The sequence below is a fragment of the Flavivirga amylovorans genome (assembly GCF_030540875.1).
Taxonomy (GTDB): Bacteria; Bacteroidota; Bacteroidia; order Flavobacteriales; family Flavobacteriaceae; genus Flavivirga; species Flavivirga amylovorans.
On sequence record NZ_JAUOEM010000001.1, the window covers coordinates 904,389 to 929,280 of the forward strand.

Annotated in this window: 18 protein-coding genes; 6 read left to right on the plus strand and 12 right to left on the minus strand. The window is 30.0% G+C overall.

The window, feature by feature from the left end; genetic code table 11:
• Positions 1–7: 7 nt before the first annotated feature.
• Positions 8–1,141 (plus strand): acyltransferase family protein, encoded by a 1,134-nt coding sequence (locus Q4Q39_RS03685; protein ID WP_303281017.1) that lies wholly within the window; start codon positions 8–10, stop codon positions 1,139–1,141.
• 30 nt (positions 1,142–1,171) lie between these two features.
• Here Q4Q39_RS03685 and Q4Q39_RS03690 read toward each other — a convergent pair whose 3' ends face one another.
• Together Q4Q39_RS03690 and Q4Q39_RS03695 are read right to left on the minus strand one after the other, a co-directional pair.
• Positions 1,172–1,768 carry an SCO family protein gene (locus tag Q4Q39_RS03690; protein ID WP_303281018.1) on the minus strand — a complete coding sequence of 199 codons (597 nt, stop codon included), beginning with the start codon at positions 1,766–1,768 and terminating at the stop codon, positions 1,172–1,174.
• Positions 1,755–2,915, minus strand: a complete 1,161-nt coding sequence (locus Q4Q39_RS03695) for a hypothetical protein (RefSeq protein WP_303281019.1) — start codon at positions 2,913–2,915, stop codon at positions 1,755–1,757. The genes Q4Q39_RS03690 and Q4Q39_RS03695 overlap by 14 nt, the downstream gene beginning before the upstream one ends.
• A 63-nt stretch (positions 2,916–2,978) precedes the next feature.
• On the opposite strand from Q4Q39_RS03695, the gene Q4Q39_RS03700 reads away from it, so the two are divergent.
• The 5 genes from Q4Q39_RS03700 to Q4Q39_RS03720 all read left to right on the plus strand — a co-directional run bounded on the left by Q4Q39_RS03700 (position 2,979) and on the right by Q4Q39_RS03720 (position 11,402).
• On the plus strand, positions 2,979–4,034 hold the full coding sequence (locus Q4Q39_RS03700; RefSeq protein WP_303281020.1) for a MauE/DoxX family redox-associated membrane protein: 1,056 nt from the start codon (positions 2,979–2,981) through the stop codon (positions 4,032–4,034).
• A 1-nt stretch (position 4,035) separates the two neighbouring features.
• Positions 4,036–5,160 carry an acyltransferase family protein gene (locus tag Q4Q39_RS03705; RefSeq protein WP_303281021.1) on the plus strand — a complete coding sequence of 375 codons (1,125 nt, stop codon included), beginning with the start codon at positions 4,036–4,038 and terminating at the stop codon, positions 5,158–5,160.
• Positions 5,161–5,352: 192 nt separating this feature from the next.
• The gene (locus tag Q4Q39_RS03710) at positions 5,353–7,623 is read left to right on the plus strand and encodes an aconitate hydratase (protein WP_303281022.1); all 2,271 of its coding nucleotides are present in this window, start codon (positions 5,353–5,355) and stop codon (positions 7,621–7,623) included.
• A gap of 300 nt (positions 7,624–7,923) precedes the next feature.
• Positions 7,924–8,697: a nucleoside triphosphate pyrophosphohydrolase gene (gene mazG / locus Q4Q39_RS03715; protein WP_303281023.1), complete on the plus strand. Its 774-nt coding sequence runs from the start codon at positions 7,924–7,926 to the stop codon at positions 8,695–8,697.
• A 227-nt stretch (positions 8,698–8,924) separates the two neighbouring features.
• A complete protein-coding gene (locus tag Q4Q39_RS03720; protein WP_303281024.1) occupies positions 8,925–11,402 on the plus strand; it encodes an Ig-like domain-containing protein in 2,478 nt (825 codons plus the stop codon).
• A gap of 59 nt (positions 11,403–11,461) precedes the next feature.
• Here Q4Q39_RS03720 and Q4Q39_RS03725 read toward each other — a convergent pair whose 3' ends face one another.
• The 10 genes from Q4Q39_RS03725 to Q4Q39_RS03770 form a co-directional block, all read right to left on the minus strand.
• On the minus strand, positions 11,462–13,750 hold the full coding sequence (locus Q4Q39_RS03725) for a DUF349 domain-containing protein (protein WP_303281025.1): 2,289 nt from the start codon (positions 13,748–13,750) through the stop codon (positions 11,462–11,464).
• A 108-nt stretch (positions 13,751–13,858) separates the two neighbouring features.
• Positions 13,859–14,596 carry a shikimate dehydrogenase family protein gene (locus tag Q4Q39_RS03730; protein ID WP_303281026.1) on the minus strand — a complete coding sequence of 246 codons (738 nt, stop codon included), beginning with the start codon at positions 14,594–14,596 and terminating at the stop codon, positions 13,859–13,861.
• Positions 14,589–15,608, minus strand: a complete 1,020-nt coding sequence (locus Q4Q39_RS03735; protein WP_303281027.1) for a DUF368 domain-containing protein — start codon at positions 15,606–15,608, stop codon at positions 14,589–14,591. The genes Q4Q39_RS03730 and Q4Q39_RS03735 overlap by 8 nt, the downstream gene beginning before the upstream one ends.
• The gene (locus Q4Q39_RS03740) at positions 15,608–16,528 is read right to left on the minus strand and encodes a polyprenyl-phosphate transporter (protein ID WP_303281028.1); all 921 of its coding nucleotides are present in this window, start codon (positions 16,526–16,528) and stop codon (positions 15,608–15,610) included. Before Q4Q39_RS03740 ends, Q4Q39_RS03735 begins: the two co-directional genes overlap by 1 nt.
• Positions 16,529–16,653: 125 nt before the next feature.
• Entirely contained in the window at positions 16,654–18,048 is a 1,395-nt protein-coding gene (locus tag Q4Q39_RS03745; protein ID WP_303281029.1) for a tetratricopeptide repeat protein, read from the minus strand.
• Between the two features lie 160 nt (positions 18,049–18,208).
• On the minus strand, positions 18,209–19,390 hold the full coding sequence (locus tag Q4Q39_RS03750; RefSeq protein ID WP_303281030.1) for an aspartate aminotransferase family protein: 1,182 nt from the start codon (positions 19,388–19,390) through the stop codon (positions 18,209–18,211).
• Positions 19,390–21,225: an OstA-like protein gene (locus Q4Q39_RS03755; RefSeq protein WP_303281031.1), complete on the minus strand. Its 1,836-nt coding sequence runs from the start codon at positions 21,223–21,225 to the stop codon at positions 19,390–19,392. Before Q4Q39_RS03755 ends, Q4Q39_RS03750 begins: the two co-directional genes overlap by 1 nt.
• Positions 21,226–21,379: 154 nt before the next feature.
• The gene (locus Q4Q39_RS03760) at positions 21,380–21,982 is read right to left on the minus strand and encodes a hypothetical protein (RefSeq protein WP_303281032.1); all 603 of its coding nucleotides are present in this window, start codon (positions 21,980–21,982) and stop codon (positions 21,380–21,382) included.
• An 84-nt stretch (positions 21,983–22,066) separates the two neighbouring features.
• Complete coding sequence (locus Q4Q39_RS03765) at positions 22,067–23,011, minus strand: hypothetical protein (RefSeq protein ID WP_303281033.1); 945 nt, start codon at positions 23,009–23,011, stop codon at positions 22,067–22,069.
• Between the two features lie 483 nt (positions 23,012–23,494).
• A complete protein-coding gene (locus Q4Q39_RS03770) occupies positions 23,495–24,856 on the minus strand; it encodes a hypothetical protein (protein WP_303281034.1) in 1,362 nt (453 codons plus the stop codon).
• Between the last annotated feature and the right edge of the window lie 36 nt (positions 24,857–24,892).

The following is a 24,892-nucleotide window of genomic DNA, read 5'->3' on the forward strand; positions in this document are numbered from 1 at the left end:
CTTATCGATGTATATAAATAATAAGCATAGAATTTTTGGACTGGATATTATTAGAGCACTAGCTATTTTATTAGTTTTATGTTCACATTCCTCATTATTACTTTTTCCAAATCAAACTAATATATACCTAACTATCGTTCAGTTTTTCGGAACAATTGGAGTAGATCTTTTCTTTGTATTAAGTGGTTATTTAATTGGAGGGATTTTACTTAAACAAATTGATTCAGACAAAGTAAAAATTAAGGACTTTTTATATTTCTGGATACGAAGATGGTTTAGAACCTTGCCGAATTACTTTTTAATTCTTAGTTTAAATATCCTACTTTTTTACTTTTTACACGAAAGGATCATTGAAAATGTTAATTACTTTTTTGCTTTTTTACAAAATTTTTCAAGTCCACATCCAGATTTTTTTACTGAAGCATGGAGCTTGTCCATTGAAGAGTATGCTTATATAATAGGGCCTTTAATATTGTTTTTTTTAATCTTATTTTTTAGAAATTCTTCCAAAAAGATTTTATACATAGTAATGTCACTCATTATAATATTTGTAATAGCCGTTTTGCGTATAAATTATCATTATCATCATGATATAATTTCACATCATGATTGGAGTAAGCATATACGAAAAGTAGTTATTTATAGAATAGATAGTATTTATTATGGCTTCCTTGTCGCTTTTTTGGCACAAGCATATTATTTAACATGGAATCATTATAAAAAGTGGTTTTTAGTATTTGGTATATTGTTGTTTTTTGGATTGCACAGTTGTGTTTTCTTGTTTAGTATGCGGCCAGAAAGTTCACAGTTATTTTTTAATGTTTTTTACTTACCTCTGTTATCAATAAGTTTATTGTTATTTTTTCCTTTTTTTAGTAGTTGGAAAAAAGGTGGGGTTTTTAAAAATATAATTACTAAGATAAGTGTGTTATCGTACGCTTTATATCTTATTAACTATTCTTTAGTTTTACTTACAATTCAATATTTTATAAACGTTGAAAATAAATCGTTGGGCATTAAACTTTTAATTCTTTTTATGTATTGGTTTATATCATTTGGATTATCATATGTGTTGTTTAAATACTATGAAAGGCCTATGACTATGTTAAGAGACTCAAAATTGTTTAAACAAATAAAATAGATTTATAAGAGATATAACCTATAACCTAGCCTATTCTGATAGAAGATAAGCAATATCTTTTTTTAGTCGTTTTACTTCTTCACCAATCAATATATTATAAAACCCTCTTATAGATTGTTTTTTGTCAACTAAAGACACATAACTGCTATGGTAAAAATCAATTTCATCATTTTTAGGTTTAAAACTAGTCATAAATTGACTAGCTTGTGCTTGTGTTTTATCAATATTTGCATATAAAAATTGCCATTTGTAGTCAGGAACTCCTGTTGATTCTGAGTAAGACTTCAAAACAGGAATACTGTCATTTTCTGGGTCGATAGTATGTGAAATTATTACAAAATGATTCTTGTTTTTAAGGGATTTAGCAATATCTATTAATTGATGTTTCATCGGAGGGCAAATACTGGGGCAGCGTGTAAAAAAGAAATTAACAATGAATACTTTATTATCAATATTCTTAGTACTAAAAGGTTTATTTAAATGATTTGAGAACCCTTCATTGTATTGTATTGAATAAAATGTTTTATTTCCAGTACTATCAATTTTATAACTTAAAATAGGAAGTTTTTCCGAACTGTTTTTGCAACTTAAAAGAAGTAATAAAAGAATAAGATTAAGAAGTTTCATTAGTTTTTTGATTGTATTTTTTTATCTTCTCATCCATCTCCTTATCATATAAAAACATAAACATACTAGCCATCATGTCTTGATTAGCATTAGAAGTATTGTTGGTCTTTAAAACTAATTCATATTTATGATTGGAATAAAGCTTAATACCGTCTTCACTTGAAAAATAAGTGATTTCTTTTAAACCTATTTTGTTTACATGATTCTTTGCCGTACTAATAAATAATGTAGAATCAATGGTTTTGTCTCTAAATGCTAAAGTTTCAGAAAAGGGATGTAAATGCGTAGCAATATGATGCAAAGTAGTATTTTCAGATAGTTGTAATTGATCAGTAATATCTGTTTTATAAATAGCTTTGCCAGGAAAAATAACCCAATGTCCAGAATAAGTAATCCCATCTTTGTATGTATAACTATGGTTTTTTGTCTCAATTGGCAAGCACATATTTGGGTTTTCTGTAGTTGGACCGCTAAAAGGGTTTTCTGGATTGTACGGCAAAACGATCATGACTGATTTGCTGGTGAGCGGTTTCATATTTTTTTGATGTTTCTCAAAACCAATGTTTATTTCATGTTTAACAGAAAATGTTTCTCCAATAATATTATGATTTAGAGTCTGAGTAGCTAAAAACAAATTTTCGTTGCTAAATACAGGAAACCCAAACCCTTTAGGAAACTTGTAACTTTCAATACCGCTAGTCATGGTTGCTAAACGGGGATATTGTATGCCAATTCTGTGGTTTAATCCCCATCTTCCATAGTGTTCGCCGTCATAAAAATCAATATTCGTGTGACATATAAAGTCATTTGAAATTTCACGATCCTCATTCTTATTAATAGCCTTCGTTTCAAAAGAAGTTATCCAAATCAAGTCTGATTTTGTAGAATTTAATTGAAAAGGTTTTATTACTTGAGGACCCTCCATAGATTTATAAATATTATCTATTATCATGGTTGGCGTAATTAATGAAATAGAATTTTCTTTTGAAGTTATATGCCACGTATTGTCAACGATTCCAAGTTTATGAGATAAATAAGTTTTTAAAATAGCTTTATGTCTATTAGAGAGATTTAAATAATAAAGACCTGCAATTGTAATTACTAATAAAATTAGAAAAACAAAATATTTTGTTACTTTAGACTTCATTTAAAGTTCTATTTCTTTGGATAACGAAATATAAAGAATAATGATTAAAACTATAGAATAATAATGCCGAAAAGATTACTGATTAGAGTTTTATTAGTTATTAGTTTTGTAATTCCGTCAATATTAAGTTTATCTGTTTGGTTTTCCAACAGAGGATTTCCTACAATACCATTGTTTTTTAAACATTTGGAGTTTGATTATTATATAGATTTATCTTTATTAACAATTTTTTGTATTTCAGCTATTTGGTTTCTTTTAAAAGATAAAAACAAGGGGGGGCTATGTTTTTTTCTTATATATGTCTTGTTATCTATTTTTGATCAAACCCGAATTCAACCTTTCTTTTTTGAAATTGCAATAATTATTTTCTTCTACTATTTATTTAGGAATAATTTTAATCACTTTAAGATTGCATTTTTCTTGTTGATGGCAGGAACCTATATCTGGAGTGGTTTACATAAAGTGAATGCTGTTTTTTACGAATTTTGGTTTGAAGGCTTAAATAAAAGAATACCATTCATCCCTGTTTTTTTTAGACAAGTTTTTACTTGGTCTGTGCCCTTTCTTGAAGCATTATTTGGAATTGCATTACTATTTAATAAGACTAGAAAAATCGGTATTTTTATGTTAGCAATCATGCACGCAATGGTTTTAATAACCTTGACTTATGCTGGTGTAGGATTTACAGTTTTTCCATTAAATATGATTAATGTAATATTACTTTTTATGTTATATCGTGGATTCGATTGGAATCTATTTAAATTAAAAAATAAGCGGCATTTAAAATTAAAAATCATTGCGTTTTATGCTTTAGTGTTACCGTCATTAAATTTAATAGGTTGTTATGACCATTTATTAGCATTTAGTTATTTTTCTGGAAAACCATCATATTGTAATATTTTCTTTTTAAATAAAGATGATAGAAGTAAACTCCCTCAAGAAGTCCAAAGTCTTATTAGAGAATATGAAGGTAACTATTATATTAACATAAATGAATGGAGCCTTATTTATGTGAATTTGTTGTGCTATCCGCAAGAGCGTGTTTATTTGTATTTACAAGATTATATAGAAACCTTTACAGGAGATAAAACAACTTATCTACAGTATTATAAAAAGTAATATGCAACACAGAGTTTTTGGTTTAGATTTAGTTAGAGCAGTTGCTATAATTATGGTTGTGTTTTCACATACTGCTTGGATAATTCCTAAGAACAAAGAGTTGTTATTAGATATAATGAGTGTTTTTGGAGTTCTTGGAGTAGAAATTTTCTTTGTCCTTAGTGGATTTTTAATTGGTAGAATTATATATAAAATATACATTTCTGATGATTTTAATTTTTTAAGTGTTTTTTACTTTTGGATTAGGCGTTGGTTCAGGACATTACCAAATTATTATTTAGTATTACTTATTAATATTGGTATAGCTATTTATATTGGAATTACACTACCAGATAGTTTATGGAAATATGTTTTTTTTATTCAAAATTTCTCATCAGAAATGCCAGGGTTTTTTATGGAATCATGGAGTTTATCTATTGAAGAATTTGCATATATTTTAGGACCAATACTTTTGTTTTTTACACTTTTTATAAAAACAAAAATTTCGAAACCTAATATGTTTTTTATAATTACGCTATTAATTCTTCTTTTATTTATTATTACTAAAATAATTTATAATCTTAATGAAGTAGAACAAAGCTTAATTGGTTGGAATAGTAACCTTAAATCTATTGTTATTTTTAGAATAGATGCTGTTTATTATGGTGTTTTAGCAGCTTATATTTCGATTGTAAAAGCGAAGTTTTGGAAGCAAATAAAATATAGTTCTTTTGGTTTTGGAGTACTTCTATTTTTAGGATGGAATACACTAGTGTTTATAAAAGGGATTCAAATAGAAGTATATCCCTTTATATGGAATATATTGTATCTTCCAATGAATTCAATTGCAATGTTGTTAATGTTTCCCTTGCTAAGTCAAATGAATACAGCGCCCAGATATATTTTAAAACTCATTACTTTTATTAGTGTTACCTCATATGCTATATATTTAATGCATTGTTCTGTGATATTGCAATTACTCCAATATTTTATACCTGCCAATAGCCTATCCGAATTTGATATTATAGTTTATGTTATAGTCTATTTTTCTTCTACGATATTAGTATCTTATGTACTCTATCGGTTTTTTGAAAACCCAATGACTAAATTAAGAGACTCCAATTTTATCAAAAACAGATTTACTTAAAAAACATAGGCTTATTAAATCATCAGTTTTTATTCAAATTATGGTAATAAAAAGCAAATCATATTAATTTATAATGTCACTATAATAAATTAATATTGCAAGGTCATGTATTACATCGTTTATTTTTAAAACTTTGTTTTTATTTTGTAATTTGCAAGACTTTAAAAAAAATCAAAACTTAAAATATTTTTTATGGCATTTGACATAGACATGATTAAAGGTGTATACACCAAAATGGCTGAACGCGTTGATAAAGCACGTGATATAGTAGGTAAACCATTAACACTTTCTGAAAAGATTTTGTATTCTCATCTTTGGGACGGTAACCCTACCAAGGCATTTGTAAGAGGAAAGGACTATGTAGATTTTGCACCTGATAGAATAGCGTGTCAAGATGCGACAGCTCAAATGGCATTATTACAATTCATGCAAGCTGGAAAACCTAAGGTTGCAGTACCAACTACGGTGCATTGTGATCACTTAATCCAAGCCAAAGAAGGCGCAGTAACAGATTTAAAACATGCAAATTCAGTAAGTAGTGAAGTATTTAATTTTTTAGAATCTGTTTCTAATAAATATGGTATTGGTTTTTGGAAACCAGGTGCGGGAATTATTCATCAGGTTGTTTTAGAGAATTATGCATTTCCAGGAGGTATGATGATTGGTACTGATTCTCATACAGTTAATGCTGGTGGATTAGGAATGGTAGCTATTGGAGTTGGTGGAGCAGATGCAGTAGATGTGATGGCTGGTATGGCTTGGGAATTAAAGTTCCCTAAATTAATAGGAGTAAGATTAACAGGTAAACTATCTGGTTGGACAGCACCTAAAGATGTTATTTTAAAAGTAGCAGAGATTCTTACTGTAAAAGGTGGAACAGGAGCTATCGTTGAGTATTTTGGACCAGGAGCAACCTCTATGTCTTGTACTGGAAAAGGTACTATTTGTAACATGGGAGCTGAAATTGGAGCTACAACATCAACATTTGGTTATGATGATTCTATGGAACGTTATTTACGTGCTACGGATAGAGCTGATGTTGCTGATGCTGCAAATAGTGTAAAAGATCATTTAACTGCAGATGCTGAAGTATATGCTAATCCTGAACAATATTTCGATCAAGTTATCGATATAAATTTATCTGAATTAGGGCCACTTTTAAACGGACCATTTACACCCGATTTATCGACAGAGGTAGGTTCAGCAATGACTGAAAAAGCAAAAGCTAATGATTGGCCAGTTAAAGTAGAATGGGGATTAATTGGTTCTTGTACAAACTCTTCTTATGAAGATTTATCACGAGCGTCTTCCATTGCGCAACAAGCTTTAGATAAAGGATTAAAAATGAAAGCAGAATTAGGTATTAATCCAGGTTCTGAACAAGTAAGATATACCGCAGACAGAGATGGCATTCTTGATGTGTTTGAAAAATTAGATGCTAAAATATTTACAAATGCATGTGGACCTTGTATTGGGCAATGGGCCAGATATAGCGATCCTAAAAATGCGCCTAAAAATAGTATAGTACATTCGTTTAACAGAAACTTTGCTAAGCGTGCAGATGGAAATCCAAATACACATGCATTTGTTGCTTCACCTGAGTTAACAGCTGCTATAGCTGTTGCTGGTCGTCTAGATTTCAATCCATTAAAAGATAAGTTAATCAATGAAAATGGAGAAGAAGTTATGTTCGATGAACCAACGGGATGGGAATTGCCTCCTAAAGGTTTTGACGTAAAGGATAATGGGTATTTAGCTCCAGAAGCTGATGGTAGTCATGTACAAGTATCAGTAAAAGACGATTCAGAGCGTTTACAATTATTAACACCTTTTGAGCCTATTGGAGGTTCTATTACTGGAGCAAAACTATTAATTAAAGCTTTTGGTAAATGTACTACAGACCATATTTCTATGGCTGGACCATGGTTACGCTTCAGAGGGCATTTAGATAATATTGCTAATAATACTTTGATTGGTGCTATTAATGCTTTTAATCAAAAAACAAATTTTGTTAAAAATCAATTAACAGGCGATTTTGCTGGTGTTCCAGATACAGCAAGAGCTTATAAAGCTGCGGGAATAAAAACAATAGTTGTAGGAGATCATAATTATGGAGAAGGTTCTTCTCGTGAGCATGCTGCAATGCAACCAAGACATTTAGGTGTAGCAGCAGTTATTGTAAAATCATTTGCTCGTATTCATGAAACAAACCTTAAAAAACAAGGGATGTTAGGGTTAACATTTGTTAATGAATCAGATTATGATTTAATTCAAGAAGACGACACATTTAACTTTACAGATTTAAATGCATTTGCACCAGGTAAGCAATTAACATTAGAAGCAGTTCATGCAGATGGTAGTAAAGATGTTATTATGTTAAACCATACTTATAATCAATCACAAATAGATTGGTATAACGAAGGTTCTGCATTGAACTTAATTAAAAAAGAGAATGCTTCTTAATTAAGAAGTCTCTATTATAAATTAAAAAATCCAGCTATTTAGCTGGATTTTTTAATTTATTGATTACTAATATCGATTATATCTTCAAGATATTTTTTTGTTTCTGAATTAGAATTTTCATCTGGTTCGTCAAATATTATAGTTTTTGATTTGCCATTATAATTTATATAGATGAAATAATCAACATCTATATATTATTATTATTATTATTTCATTTAGTCTAGTATTAAGTGCAAAAATTTGGTTGTGCTACATAAACTATTAAATACTAATAATTGTATTTTTACGAAAACTTCTAATATGAATACTAGAGAAAATCAGCTAAAATCTTTTGACCGTTTATTAACTATTATGGACGAGCTTCGTGAACAATGTCCATGGGATAAAAAACAAACCATGGAAACGTTACGTCATTTAACAATTGAGGAAACGTACGAGCTTGGCGATGCTATTTTAGATAATGATCTGGATGAAATAAAAAAAGAATTAGGAGATGTGTTATTGCACATAGTTTTCTATTCAAAAATAGGGAGTGAAACAAACGATTTTGATATCGCAGACGTTTGTAATAGTATTTGTGAAAAATTGATTAGTAGGCATCCACATATTTATGGAGATGTGAAAGTTGAGAATGAAGAAGATGTAAAACGAAACTGGGAAAATTTAAAGCTAAAAGAAGGTAAAAAAAGCGTTTTAGAAGGTGTACCTAAAAGTTTACCTGCATTAGTAAAAGCAAATAGAATACAAGAAAAAGTTGCAGGTGTAGGGTTTGATTGGGAAGCACCTAATCAAGTATGGGAAAAAGTAGAGGAGGAATTAGCAGAATTTAAAGCAGAAGTAAAATCAGGGAATCAAGACGCAATGGAAAGCGAATTTGGAGACGTTATCTTTTCTATGGTAAACTATGCTCGATTTTTAAATATTAATCCGGAAAATGCTTTAGAACGGACTAATAAAAAATTCTCTAAACGTTTTCAATACTTAGAAGAAAAAGCGAAAGCAATTAATAAACCTTTAAAAGATATGTCTCTAACAGAAATGGATGTTTTTTGGGAAGAAGCGAAATCGTTATGATTTTTAGAATAATTTAGGTAATAAATTTTCTGTAAAAAATGTTTTGAAGTTTTAAAGAGTTTTTAAAGAATGTAAAGTAGCAGGCTGTTTTATTCATAGATAATGAGTAAAAGGTAAAGTATTGACTTTTTATCTTTTTAAATTATCATTTAACGTATAAAGTTGAATATTCAAAAATATATTTGTTTAAATTGTATGTTTTTTTATTAATTATCAATTTTAGATTAATGCTTTGTAGAATAAGTGCTTTACTAACACTTTTATGTTTTTTTACCCTTACTAATGGTCACACTCAGAATGTTGCACCAACTTTAAGCGCTACGGGAAACCAAAGGTATTGTCCTACAACTTCAATTAATATTGTTACACATTTTAATATTGTAGATCTGGATGATACAGAAATTGAGGCATTATTTGTTCAAATTTCAACAGGTTATCAGTCTGGAGAAGATATTTTAGTACTTACTGGTTCACATCCAAGTATTTCAACATCCTGGAATACTCTTGAAGGAAAGCTAACCTTAGAAAGTAGTACAGCTGGTGGACTAGTTAGTTATATTGATTTAATTACAGCGGTTGAAGCTATAGAGTTTCAAAGTACTAGCACGCTCCCATTAGACAAAACATTTTCTATTACTATCGGAGATGCTAATTATTTGCCTTCCACAGGGCATTATTATGAGTATGTTCCTGCAATAGGTATTACTTGGACTGATGCAAAAGTAGCTGCGGAAGCAAGAAGATATTTTGGACTTAAAGGATATTTGGCAACAATTACGTCTCCAGAAGAAGCGCAATTATCTGGAGAACAAGTTTCTGGTGCTGGATGGATAGGAGGTAGTGATGAGGAGACAGAAGGTGTATGGAAATGGGTTACTGGTCCTGAAGCTGGTACTGTATTTTGGAATGGAGCAATCAATGGATCAACGCCTAATTATGCTAATTGGAATACAGCGGAGCCTAACCAAGCTGGTGATGAAGATTATGCACATGTAACGGCACCGAGTATTGGCCTACCAGGTTCTTGGAATGATTTAAGTAATACAGGTCAAGCTTCAGGGCCGTATCAACCAAAAGGATATATTGTTGAATATGGTACTCCTGCAGAACTTCCTATTGATATATCGGCTAGTACCAGTATTTATGCAGCAGGGATTGTCGATACTCAAGGAGCTATAAGATGTGGGGGTGGGCAACTTACCATCACTGCGACTGCTTCACCTGGAGCGACAGTTTATTGGTTTGCAACTGATGACCCTACTGCTGCTTTAAATACTCGAATTGGTTTAGGAGCTTCATTTACAACTGGAATAATTAATACAACAACAATATACTATGCTTATGCTTCCGTTAATGGATGTACTGTAGGTGATAGAACTCCCGTTAGAGCAGAAGTTTTACCAATACCGACCATCGTATCTGTTAATGGCGATGTCGTTTGTGAATCAGGATCAGGAGTTTTAAGTGCTACGGCAGCATCTGGAGATGTTAATTGGTATGATTCTGCAACTGCCATGACTCCACTTTTTACAGGAAATAGATTTACTACACCAGTACTTTCTAATACGACTACTTATTTTGTAGAGGCAGAAATATCAGGTTTAGCTGGTTGCAAATCGACATCCAGAACCCCAGTTATATTAACAGTACAGAAAACACTTCCGCCAACAGCTACTAGACTTCAAACTTTTTGTGATATAGAAGAGGCTGCGATTTCGGATTTAGTCGCTACAGGTAATACTATAAAATGGTATACGGCAAATACAGGAGGTACACCATTGGATGCTAATGAAAGGTTAACTAATAATACCACTTATTACGCAAGCCAAACAGTTAATAGCTGTGAAAGTATATTAAGGTTTTCTGTAGATGTAGAAATTTATGAAACGGTTGAAGCGCTTCTTCCAGTAGATATACCTACCTTATTTGAGTGTGATACTAATGCTGATGGAGATGATACAAATGGTTTTTCTACGTTTGATTTAACTTTAAATGAAACTACTTTATTAAATAGTAAAACGGCATCAGATTTTACTTTTACTTATTTTTTAGATAATGCTTATAGTGATCCTATCTCAATGCCAAGTGTTTTCAATAACACTATTAAAGATGGACAACCTATCTATGTGAGAATATCAAATACTATTGATACTACTTGTTATACAGATACTTCATTTATGATTGCTGTACCTGCAAGAGCAACCATCGATATAGATGATGTTGCTATTGTTGAATTGACTGACAATAATAGTATAACAATTAATAATGAAAATAATAATTTAGGTAATGTTGAGTATGAATTTGCATTAGATGATATATTAGGTCCCTATCAAGATGAACCATTTTTTGATCAATTGAAAGCTGGGTTGTATACCATCTATGTACGAGATAAAAATGAATGTACTATTGCAGAATTAGAAGTGTTTATTCTTGGGTTTCCTAAATTTTTCACTCCCAATAATGATGGAAGTAATGATACATGGCAAATTAAAGGTATAGGATCAGATTATTCTAATGCATCGGTTGTAAGTGTGTATGATAGATATGGTAAATTAGTTAAACAACTAAGTGCAAAAAACGGTAAATGGGATGGAACCTTTAATGGTAGCCAATTACCAACATCAGATTATTGGTTTATTGCACAGCTTATAGATCAAACAGGAGCGGAGCGGGTCTATCGTGGGCATTTTAGCTTAATTAACTAAAACGCCTCTGGGTGTTACATTTCTCTATTTTAGCTATACATACCTTTAATATTAATACTCTAATAGAAATCTTTAATTTTTTGAAGTTTGTTTTTCCATAGTTTTAGAGATTCTTTATGAGTTTTAATATTTTGATGCACTTCTTTTACAAGCGGATTATCATCGTTAACATTTGTGAAAAACTGTAAATTATTTTCTAATTGATTGATTTGACTTTTTACTTCATCAATTTTTTTACGAATAAAAGAACGTTCATTATCTAAGTTTCTATGATCGTCGTCAGAAGTATTAAAACTATCAAGTTTATTTTCAAACTTTATCATTTCAACTTCATTTTTATCCATTTCTAGGCTTGAAAGTAAGCTGTCTATAGTCTTTTGAAATTTACCTTCAATATATCGTTTATCATTAGGTACTTTTCCAAAAGTTCTCCATTGATTGATTTGTTCTTTTATAGTTACTAAATTTTTCTCTTTAGTATCAGTTAATTTTAACTCTTTAAGAGCATTTAAGAAATCGTTCTTTTTGTTAAAAGCATCAATGTTTTCTTGGTTAGCAGCATTTCGTTTTGCATGTAGCTTATCAAAATAACTATTGCATGCAGACTTAAATTGTTTCCAAATTTTATCACTATCTTTTCTAGGAACATGACCGATTTTTTTCCAATCACTTTGAATTTTTTTCATCAAAGGTGTTGTAGCTTCAAAATCATCACTATCCTTATTGTCTTCAGCGATTTTAATTAAATCTAATTTTTGCTGCAAATTATTATACTGTTCTTTTTTAAGACCCTTATAAAAAGCATTTTTTTGTCTGTTAAAAACACGTACAGATTCTTTAAACTTAGCCCAAGTACTTTCATTCACTTTTATAGGTACCTTACCCGCATTAAAAAATGCGTTGCGCAATTCTTCAATTTCTTTAATTTTCTTTTGCCAAGCACTATGAGATCTGTTTTCCTGTGTATTTATAGCATTAATATTAGCTATAATTTCAAGTTTAACTTCAAGGTTTTTTTCGTATACTTTATCTATTTCTTGATAATAAACTTGTCGTTTGTCATTAATGATTTTCGTAGCAGCTTTAAAGCGTTCCCAGATTCCTTCTCTGTGCTCTCTAGCAACAGGACCAAGCTCTTCCTTCCACATCTTGTGTAGTTCTTGTAGCTCTCTAAAAGAATGCATAACATTATCATCTTGAGCCAATTCTTCAGCTCTTGCAATAATTAATAATTTCTTCTCTAAGTTGTGCTTAAAATCTAAATCACGTAAGTCCCTATTTAAGTGTAAAAAGTCATAAAATATCTCTACATGGTGATGGTAACTATTCCAAGCATTATTATACTTGTCTCTAGGAATAGGCCCAGTTGTACGCCAGCGTTCTTGTAATTCTTTGAAGTGCTTGTAGGTTGTATTTATATTTTCTTCTAAATTAATTAGGCCTTTTAACTCTTCAATAATCTCTAATTTATTAGCTAAATTTTGCTTAAGGTTTTTTTCTAAACCTTGGTAATGTTCGTTTAACCTTTTTCGATATTCTCTATAGGCTTCTTTAAACCTTTTTTGTACGGGAGAAGAATAATAAAAATCTATTTCGTTACCTCCATCATTCAAAAATTCTTCTTTTTTCTCATCTATTAAAGATTGAAACTTAGTTTTAAACTCATTGTTTATATTATCTACATGAGCTTTTATAGCTTGTACTTTTTCATTTTTTAAAAGCTTCTCTAATTCAATTGCAAGCGCTTCTAAAGACATCGTGTCATATGCCTTAACTTCAATAGTATGACGTTCTTTATTGCCTTCATCTTCTGCATCTTCTGCATTAGATTCTTCTATTTCATTGATAACTTCATCTGTTTCTACTTCAGATGTTTCAGATTTAGCATTAGCCGCCTCAATATTTTCATCTTTATTAGGGGTTTCTATGTCTTCATTTGCAGTTTCATCAACAGATTCATTAGTATCAACTGCATCCTCAGAATCGACATTATCTACCTTTTCGGTTTTGTCATTTGATTCTAATGAAGCTTCGTCGGAATTCTTTAAGTCTTTATTGGATTGCCCCACCATGGACTCGTCTTCGTTGTTTTCTTCTATGGTTTCAGATTTAGCATCAGCCGCCACAATGTTTTTATCCTTATTAGGGCTTTCAATGTCTTCATTTACAGTTTCATCAGCTGATTCATTAGTATTAACTGCACCCTCAGAATCGACATTATCTACCTTTTCATTTTTATCATTTGATTCTAATGAAGCATCGTCTGTACTCGTTAAGTCATCATTAGATTGACTCACGATAGACTTATCTTCGTTGTTTTCTTCTTGCAGCTTATTAATATCAGACATTTTAAAAAATGTTAAGGTTCATTAAATACTTTAGACTTTAAATATACTAACAAGTCTTATTATTTACAAAGAATACGAAGGGCTTTTAACTATTGTAATACCGTTTAACTATAAATTCCATATAGACCAGGCTTTTTCCGCTTGTAATTTTAACATATTAAGTCCATTAATTGTTACGGCATGACTTTGCTTGCCTAATTTTAAGAATTTAGTCTCTTCGGGGTTGTATATTAAATCGAATAAAATATGTTTAGCTGTAATAGATTGATAAGGAATATCTGGACAGTCATCAACATTTGGAAAGGTACCTAAAGGTGTACAATTTATAATTATTTGGTATTTTTTAATATCGTTTTCAGTCAGAGAATCATAAGTAAAAGCAATTCCTTCGGATTGCTTTCTTGAAACATATTTATATGTAATACCTAGTTTTTTTAAGCTGTAAGCAATAGCTTTACTGGCGCCTCCAGTTCCTAAAATTAAAGCCTTTTTATGATGTGCTTTTAAAAAAGGTTCTATAGTTTTTTTAAATCCATAATAGTCTGTATTGTAGCCTACTAGTTTTCCTTTTTTAGTGATTTTTATAGTGTTTACTGCGCCTATGGCTTTTGCCTTTTTATTTACCTTATCAAGATATGGTATAACGACTTCTTTATATGGTATGGTTACATTTAAGCCTTTTAAATTAGAAGTGTCTTTTATTATGGAAGGAAATAAATCAATCGTTTTAATATCGAAATTGTCATAGGTGGTATTAATTATACTTTCGTTCTCAAATTTCTTTTTAAAATATGCTCTTGAAAATGAATATGATATATCTTTTCCTAAAAGTCCTAATTTATTCATGGGTTTTTCTAGTTTTTTGTCCGTACCATTCTAGAGCCAATACAATAGCAATTCCGAAACAAACGAATACTATGGCATAAAAAGTTTCTAAATTTAATTCTGGAATGAAACGTTTATAATTTTCTATTATTTTTTGACCTGTTGAATCTAATATAAAATGGCCATCTATATCTATTTTATATTCTGTTTTTTTCCAAGGCCATACAACGCCTAATGATCCAATTATAAAGCCTATAATGGCAGATATTGTTACGCTTTTATAGTGTTTCAAAATATAACTGAGTGCATGAGAAAAAGTCACTAAGCCTGTTACAGAACCTAAGGTGAAAACAACTAGAACTTTAAGCATTCTTATGCGCTCTACATTATCGATAAAAGTAAAATTACCTCCTAAGACCTCATAAACTGTGTCGTAAAGTGCGTTTACCGAATCTACCAAAAGCAATACATAGTTGCCTAGTAAAATGAGTATGAAAGATCCTGAAAACCCAGGAAGTGTCATGCCAGAGACACTTATAATTCCACAAAAAAATACAAACCAAAGATTGTCATTTTCTTTTGCTGGATTAAAAAAACTAATGCTTAAGCCAAGTATTATTCCTATAGCTATAGATGTATACGTTTTATAGTTCCAATCTTTAAAATCTTTGTTTATGTAATAAATAGATCCTACTATCATTCCAAAGAAAACACTCCAAACATATAATTCGTAATGTTTTATGAGATAATCTAAAACTTTAGAAATGCTAAAATAACTAATAATCATTCCTAAAAAGAGCAGACTTAAAAAACGTCCGTTTATGTAATTGAAAAAACTTTTATAGCGTCCATTTATAAGTAATTTAAAAGCTTTAATATTTACTTTTTTAAGTGAATAAATAAACTCTTCGTAAAAACCAGCAACAAAAGCAACAACGCCTCCAGATACACCAGGAACTTTATTGGCAGCTCCCATACCCAATCCTTTAAGAATAAGAAAAATTTTATCGGTAAGTGTTCTAGTACTTTCCATTATTGTTTTTTTGAACCTACTTTTTCTAAAATAAAAATAGTTAAAAAACCAATAATCATTAAAATGATAGAGAACAAAAGTTGGCTATCACCATCAAAAGAAAAAGGAGATATGCTTTTTTGTAAAACGGGGGTTTTTATGCCTTTGGAATTTGTATGCCATGTTAAAGTTTCTTTCCATGGCCAGACTTTATTTAGTGATCCAAAAATAAAACCAGTGAGTAATGCTAATGTAATATTGTGATAGTTTTTGAAAAGCCATTTTAAAATATGACTAAAACTGAGTAGGCCTACAAGAGCCCCGCCAGCAAACACTAAAATCTTTTTTATATCTATGTCATGAATAGCATCACTAAGCGTTTTATATGCTCCTAGAATTATTAATATAAAAGATCCGGAAATGCCAGGTAGTATCATAGCACAAATAGCAATAGCTCCTGCAAAAAATAAAAATAAAGAACTTTCACTTGTTGATAAAGCTGGCAGCCTTGTAATGTAAAATGCAATTACTGCACCAATAATTAAAGCTATGATTACAGGTATATTCCATTTAGATATTTGTTTTCCAACAAAATAAATGCTTGCAACTATTAATCCGAAAAAGAATGACCAAATTAAAATAGGATGATTTTCCAGCAAATATTTGGCTAGTTTCATGAATGACACAAAACTTATTATAATACCTGATGCTAACGCAAGTAAAAAATTACCGTTTAATTGTTCCCAAAAAGCTTTTAAACCCTTACTGAAAAGTGTTTTAAAAAGAGAAACATTTATATTGCTGATAGATGATATTAAATCCTCATAAATACCAGATATGAATGCAATGGTACCCCCAGAAACGCCTGGAACTGCATCTGCAGCTCCCATTGCTAAACCTTTTAAAGAAATAATTAAATAATCGATTAAACGTCTTTGCATATTCTGATTTTTAAACTTAAATCAAAGGTATACATTTTAATGAAACATTTGTGATTAAAAATTCAATGGGTCATAAGAAGACTATGCGTATGTTGTTACATTTTGAATTTAAAAAAGATAAAGTACTAGCTTATGGATTTATTTTTAAGCAGCTTTTTTACTAGCATTTTTTTAGAAACTTCAGGAAAGAGTTCTTCGATAATAAAAGCATATTCTTTATTATAAAGAATCCCATTTTTTAAATGGAATGTGCCTTTATCATTTTCATTTAAAGAAAAGTATAAACCAGCCAATCGGTATTCTAGTTCAGCATTTTCTGGATAAAATTCCTGTGCTTGTTCAAAATTATAAATGGCAGCTTGTGGTTCTCCAAGTTTGATTAGCAAATCACCACGAGATAACCAGGTATTAAGCTCATAATTTCCTAACTCTAGAGTTTTTTTGAATCCACGTTCTGCTTCTTCATAAAAATTGAGACGTTGATTTATTTGTGAATATAATTTCCAATAAATAACATTTTCAGAATCTATATTGATGGCTTTATTTATATAATAAAGTGCTTTTTGGTAATTTTTTCGACTGTTATAATATTTTGTTATAGCAATCCACCCTTTGTCTAACAAAGGGTCTTCATGAACCGTTTTATAATAATATTGAACTGCTAAATCATCATTTTTCAACTTTTCATGGCAGTTACCTATACGTAATAATGCAAAAGATGTTGGTTCATCTAGTTTTAAAGAGATGCTATAATTTTCAATGGCCTCTTCATAGCGTTTCAATTCCTCAAGAACCTTACCTCTTTCAAGATAGGCTCCTACAAATGTATCATCAGAAATAATGGCAAAATCATAGGCAGCCATAGCTTTTTCATATTTTTTAAGAGTATAATATTGCTTGCCTAATTGGTGCCAAGCGACTTCGCAATATGGGTTTTTATCTAGAAATGCGTTTAAATAAGAAATAGCTTCTTCATTTTGACTTAGATATTCAAAGCAATATATTACATTATATAGGGCAGAATAATCTTCTAAATCTTCTTCTAGACATTTCATGAAATATATTTTTGCATTTTCAAATTGGTCTAAAAAGAGATATTCCATACCAATTAAAGAATACAGGTCAATTACATCATCTGTGAGTTCTAATGCCTTTTTTAATACATCTATAGCTTGTTGGTGCTCATCCTTTTTTGATAATATATTGGCTTTTTGAATGTAGATTTCTTCATTCATAGGATCTAAACTATAAAGCTCGTTTAATAAAGTATCTGCTTTTACTAGTTTGTCTTCAAATACATAAACTTCAACTTTAAAAAGTCTTAGATTAATAGATGTGGTGTGCTGGTCTAGACCTAATTTGATAGCTTTTTTTGCTAAAGCTATTTTACCTTGATTAAGATAATGGTGAATGATGTTTTCAAATTCTTCAGAATCGAAAAATAAAACATGGTTTGTTTTTAACATCGATTCAAATTTTGATAAAGGCAAATTGTTATTGTCATTATGACCAAACTCCATACGCACTTTTGTGATTTTCTATATGAATAAATTTAAGCTTCTATTTGTCTTTATTATGATAGAGCAAGTAAATGTTTTTAACAAAGTAATCAACAACTATGCCTTTTAAGTGCTTTTTATACCTTTTTAGTTTGATTTTCAGAATGTTGAAAGGTCCTGGTTAGTTTTGAATAGTGTTTAAAATTTCAATGATTATTGAGCATCCTTTAGTAATTTCTTCATTTGTAATGGTTAAAGGCGGTGTAATTCTTACTGCTTTAGGCTCAAAAAGCAACCAAAATAGGATTAAACCTTCTTCTTGACATTTAAGAATTAGTGAATTTGTAATGTCTTCACTAGGGGTTATAATTGCAAGCATGAGACCTTTTCCTCTAATTTCTTTAATTAGTGGGTGGATCAGAAGCTTACGAATCAGTTTTTCTTTTTCTAGTGCTTGTTGCATTAAGTTACTTTCTGTTATTTCTTGCAATGTAGCCAAGGCAGATGCAGCGATAACAGGATGACCACCAAAAGTCGTAATATGTCCTAATTTAGGATTGTCTTGTAGTAAATCCATGAGTTTTCCAGATGCTGTAAAAGCGCCTATAGGCATACCACCACCCAAGCCTTTACCTGTAACTAAAATATCTGGAATACAATTATAATGTTCAAAGCCAAAAAGCTTACCCGTTCTACCTATACCTGGTTGGATTTCATCTAAAATTAAAAGGGCTCCAACGGCATCACAACGATTTCTAACCTTTTTTAAATATGATTTTTGAGGTTCTATAAAACCAGCGCCACCTTGTATTGTTTCTAAGATTACGCAAGCCGTTTTAGTCGTGATATGTTCTAAATCTGGTTCACTATTAAAGGTAATGAAATGTACATCTGGGAGTAGTGGTCTATATGCTTGTTTTCTTTCTTCAAAACCCATAACACTCATAGAACCTATGGTATTTCCATGATATGCTTTATGTGCGGCTATAACTTCGCTTCTTCCCGTAGCTCGTTTGGCTAGTTTTAAAGCACCTTCAATGGCTTCTGTACCTGAATTGGTTAAATATGTTTTTTCAAGAGGACTAGGTAAATTGTTAGCTAATAATTTGGCGAGTTCTACCGCGGGCTTTTGTATATACTCTCCATATACCATAACATGTAAGTAGGCATCTAATTGACTTTTAATGGCATTTACAACTTTAGGGTGATTATGACCCAAAGGACATGCCGAAACTCCAGCTACAAAATCTAAATAAGCCTTATTCTTTGTGTCGTAAATATAGGAGCCACTAGCATGAGAAATCTCCATAGCTAGTGGATGAGGTGTGGTTTGTGCTTGATATTTGAAAAAGTCTGACTTCACTATTTCCTATTTGGAGCATTAGCTTTAGATTCTATAAGCTTTTTTCGGTTTTCTTTTAGCATTTTTGGAGTTAAAGGTTGTTGTTCCTTTTTAATTGATTTGGGAATATTTCTAGATGCTTTTAATGGTTTTTTTCTATCATTTTTAGGTCGTGTATCAGAATTCTCAATACGTTTGAGCATATCTTCATCAAAGAAATCTTCTTGAGGGACATAATCTTCTAATCCTTTTATAACAGGTAAAACCAAGGGAGGATCATCTTTAAACAAATCCTCTACGCTCATAGGGCGTTCATCTTCACGCCAATCAAAACCTTTTAATATTTTTTCTTTTTCTGGATATTCAGATTCAGGATATAGTTTGCCGTCTACTTGATTTATTCGGTTATATTCTTCTATGTCACCTTCAGCAAAAAGCATGGAAATACTTCCCGATTTTGCTTTGTCTATCCCTATAAGTTCTTGTTTGTCATTACGAGTATAAAAAATGGATTCGGCATTTTTAACGATATCAACTTGTCGTAACTCGTTTGCTTCATTAAAAAGCCCTGTTAACCTCAAGCCGTAAATTTGATTATAACCATTTTCACTTATGGTGTCTTTACTAATAATAAAGGCATTATTGAAAACTCTTAGCGAATCTATTTTTTCTGTTTCTGTATTAGAAATCAAATGAATGGTATCGCCTGTCATTTGGTTTGCAATATTCCAGATAATAGGTTTTCGTTTTGTGGAAAATTTATCGTTAGATGAAAAGCGGTCTATATTTATTAATTCAGTAATACCTGTTCTTTGGTTTGAGCATATAGAATCTGCTTTTCCACTAAGGTCAGATTTGAATATTTTGGCATTGTAATAGGCTCTAACGATTCGATTGTCAGGTTTGCCAGTCACCATGATTTTATCTGCATGCATATAGATCGAATCATTTTCTTGTTGGGTAATAGCTAAAGCATGTTTTGTAATAAATAAAGAATCTTTCTCTTTCCCTCTAAAAACTTCAGCGTAATGCCCCTTTATAATACTATTGTTTATAGTATCTGTTACTTTAATGTTATTGGTGGCCGAAGCAAAACTAATGTTGTTGTCAAAATATAAACTATCTCCTTCTATAATGCGATTATCGTAATCTATTCTTGCTTTTTTTAGTGCATAACCGACTTTGTTTTCAGTGTCATAAAACCCTTTTTCACAATAGGTAACACTTGTTTCTGTTGTTATCGTCGAAGGACCAAATAAATAAGCATGACCAGTATCTGAATAGAAATCGAAAAAATTTGAGTTAATGGTTGATTCTTTATTTACCAATACGACATCTTCGACAAATTGATATTTTTTGATATCCATATAATATCGACCAATTTTACTAGTAATGGTTCCTGATGAATCTTTTACAACAGTTCCGCCACTTTTATAAAATGCTTGCTGTTTGATGCGATCCAAGTATAAGGTGTCTGATGATATTGTAGAATTTGGATCTTTTAAAACAACATCGCCACTTGCAAAAGCTAAACCAGTTAGACCACTATATTCAACATATTTAGAGGTCATATCTATAGTGTCTCCTTGTTTCAATTGAACATTACCGTAAGCTTCAATGAAATTTTCTTTACCATAATGTATGGCTTTATCACACCACATATTTGCTCCCTTGTGTTTTATGTGTACTTGTTGCGCATCATCACGGGTTAGTACTTTAGCGTCTGGGTAATTTTCTTCATCTATAGTAAGTTTACCAGCGTATTCAATTTCAATTTTCTTTTTTTCTTGGGCATTGGTAGTTATTGAAACAAAGCCAATAGCAAGCGTGAAAAATAAAACTTGTAGTTTGTTCAAAATATAAAAAGTTTGTCGCAAAAATAACGATTATAATGATGTTTAATTATCTGTTTGGTATTTTTTATGATTTGGAATAAAACAAAACCGCTCCAAAATATTTTGGAGCGGTTTTTATAATAAAAAAGTGTTTTGTTAAATTTATAAAGATCTACTACAATTTTTTAAGGATTTCCATTGGATTATGTTCTCCATAAATTCTTAAAAAGGAATTATTAGGGTATATTAAAAGAGTTCCTCCACATTTATAAACATTGCTTAAGTGCCAATTCATATAATTAAAAAAATTGTGCTTTATTAGGTCTTTATTATCTACGATTTGAGTCTTAATTTTTTCATCATATTTATGTACCATGACAAATAATAATAGACCTTTTCTTTTCTCAATTGCTTTAATATATTTTTTTAAGTTTATATTATTAACAATATTACATTTATGATCAATAGCATATTCTATGATTATAGTATCATTCGGTGCTATTTTAATATTAGAGTTTAATTCCAAGAAACCTGTTATTTCGAATTTAAGTGAGTCCGAAATATACCCTTTATGTTGATCTGGAATCATTCCATATTTCGTATTGTTATTTTTTAACCTGATTTTTATGCCTCCTTTCTTTTTTAACTCTTTAAATTCTGTTTTAGAAAGTGAGTTCCCGAAATCGTCTATGTATTTGCTGTTTTGAGCATAAGAAATGGTACTTGTGATAATGGTTATTAATAAAGTTTGAATTAGTTTTTTTATATACAATTTCACAAGGTTTATTAATGAAAATAAAGCTCTTTGCGTGTATTAATTTTAGTTCTTGGAAATGATTTTTTTGGTTTTAATCTAGGTTGATCAATTAAATATTTCTGGATTTTTTTTATATTTTTTCTTTTCTTTCTTTGTAAATTCTTGAAGAAGGATTTTTTCATTAAAATTTATAATATAACCACTTGTGTTTTTTAATTGCTGTATGCCATTGGTAGTTGTGAAATAAGGAGTTAAAAACTCATTACGGCTTTTTTGTTTTTTTAAAGTTTCGTTCTTCTTTATTTTCAAGTCTTTACTGATTAAATAATGAATATTGAAATATAATCGATATGTCTTGTTGTTGAGTATATCTAAAAAACCAAGTTGTGTTTGTGGGTATACAGTTTGACCTAATTTAACAAAAAAGGAATTTCTTTTAAAACCTTTATAAGAAGCAAATGTGCCATCGGAATGCTCTATAAGTATACTATTCATTTGGCTTTTGTAATCGTATTTTACTAGCGTGTCTGTTTTAAAATCGTTAATGATTTTAACAACAATTCCTTTTCTCATACTGCAGATTGTATCTGCTTGCGTTCTATTGATAACATACGATTTCCATTTTGAAGGTCGTTCACTTCCAAAAAATTTTTCATTTAAATTAGAACTTTCTAGAATAGTAATTTTTTTTCCTTTTTTTAAGGGTAGGCTGTATGTAAATAAGCTATCTATCTTTGGGTTAGGAATACCTCTTGTATAAGAATATTTATAAGAGAAATTTATAGGTTGCTCTTGTCTTAATGGTTTTAATTTTAAAAGTCTGCCCGAATTGTGTTTTATAATGCCTTTATAATTAGAACGATTACAATTCTGCAAATTATTAAATTTTATACTTAAATAGAAACTACCAGGTAGCTTTTTATCATAATTAAAATCAACGCTATTATCTGAATTTCTTTTGAAATTAATAGTGATGTTTTTGTTTTGTGATGTAATATTGCTGGTAACTCCCCAAATAACTAAAATGGTGGTTAATATTGTTTTTTTCATTTGAAAATTTTAAATATTGATTTGGATCAATTGTTCTAACATCCATTAATATATTAAAAACATTTTAGAGAGTTAGAACTAAAATAATTCATTTATTCTCTAATGTTTTTCCCCTCTTTTTATCATTAATTTAATAGTGTAAATAGATATTAAAAAGAAAATAAATGCTAGAATTAAAAAAAGATTATCATGAATAGCTCTGCTATTTATTATAATGATATAAATCAAGTATATGTTACAGAGTATAAAACCAATAATAGAAACTTTTATATTTTCAAAAAACATCATTAAAATGCTAGAAAAAGCTATAAACGGCATTATTAATGAATTAAAGTTCATTTCATTTATTAATATAAGCAAAAGAGCAATTATACTTAAGCCATTTACTATATGAAATTTTTCAGAAGGAATTGGAATAAAAATAAATAGTATTATGGCTATAAATTTAAATAAGTTAATTTTTTTTTCCATGTACGTTATATATTAATTACAATTGTTATTAGGAGAACTCCCTCCATTTGTGTTTAGATTTGCACCCTGAGGAAGATTCATATTTCTTATTTGCTGCCCTAATGCCCCTGGGTTAGCTCCATTGCCAAGAATCCAATTGCCAGTTGCTTCAGAGACCGAAATGGGTAATCCTGCTAAATTAGCAGTGTATATTCCAAAATTACTACAATTATTAGTTTGCAAGTTGTAAGTTACATTTTGAGAAAAATTCACAGAGTAATTTATGATACTATTCAGTTTTGATGCATCTACAGGGATTGAAATAGAAACATCAAAAGAGTAATTACTATTATCACCCATTATTCCATTAACACTTTCTCGATACCCAACTCCTTCAGCTGGATAAAATCCAAAAGAAGCAACATTGTTATCTTGCTGAATTGATATAAAAGTATGTCCAACATCAAGAGCATTATTTAAAGCCTCTCTTTTATTAGGAGTAGGTTGGTCTACATAAATAGTAAATACAGCAGGTTGTGATGAGTCTAAACACTTTAAGTAGTCTGCTAAATTTGTAATTGATTTGTCAGGTCCTTCAATCACAATTATGTCTTCATCTAATATTGATTCATTATTATGGTTATTATTTGCAGTACCACCATGATTTTGAGAAGTATGGTTGTGGTATGTTGTACCAGATGAAGAATTACTACTAACATAAACATATTCATAAGTTGTATGACTATAGACAGAATGAGTGTAGTATAAAGTTGTTCCTCCATGTATATTTGCATACCAATCTGTATAATGAGTAATAGTAACTAATTGATAACTTCCTCCACCTTCTTCATGATCTATAGGTTCTTGTTTTTCTGGTTTTTTGGATAATAGATCTAAATCAGTAAGTTCACTGATTTTTACTCCATTTTCATAACCTTTTATTTTTATGGTTTTTCCCATTAAGTCATAATGATATAAAGTTCCAGAAAACCCGTTAGGAGATAAATAAGATACTATATCAAGAATTTCATTATCAATTGTTAGAAACTTTATAAGTTGTATATCCCAAATATCTAGATTCTTTTTAGTAGCAAGTACTTTGTATTTATAATATAATTTTTGATTACCATTTTCAAAAAGATTATTGCCTGTATTAATACTATTAAATTCATAAATAATTGATTCTTTATTTGTACTCTCAGTTTTAATATAATCCTCCCAATTAATATGCAAATTGTCTTTAATAGTATTGTCATTAAAATTCTCAAGAGAAAATTGTCTTTTGATTTTTTGAATGTTATTTACTGGTACATCACCAATATTTTCTTTATTGCAATTAGTAAAGAATATGGTGATGAAGAATAAAAGTGTAGTCCTTAAAAGTATTTGTTTCATATTTAAAAGTTTAAGTTAATTGATGAAACAATATTA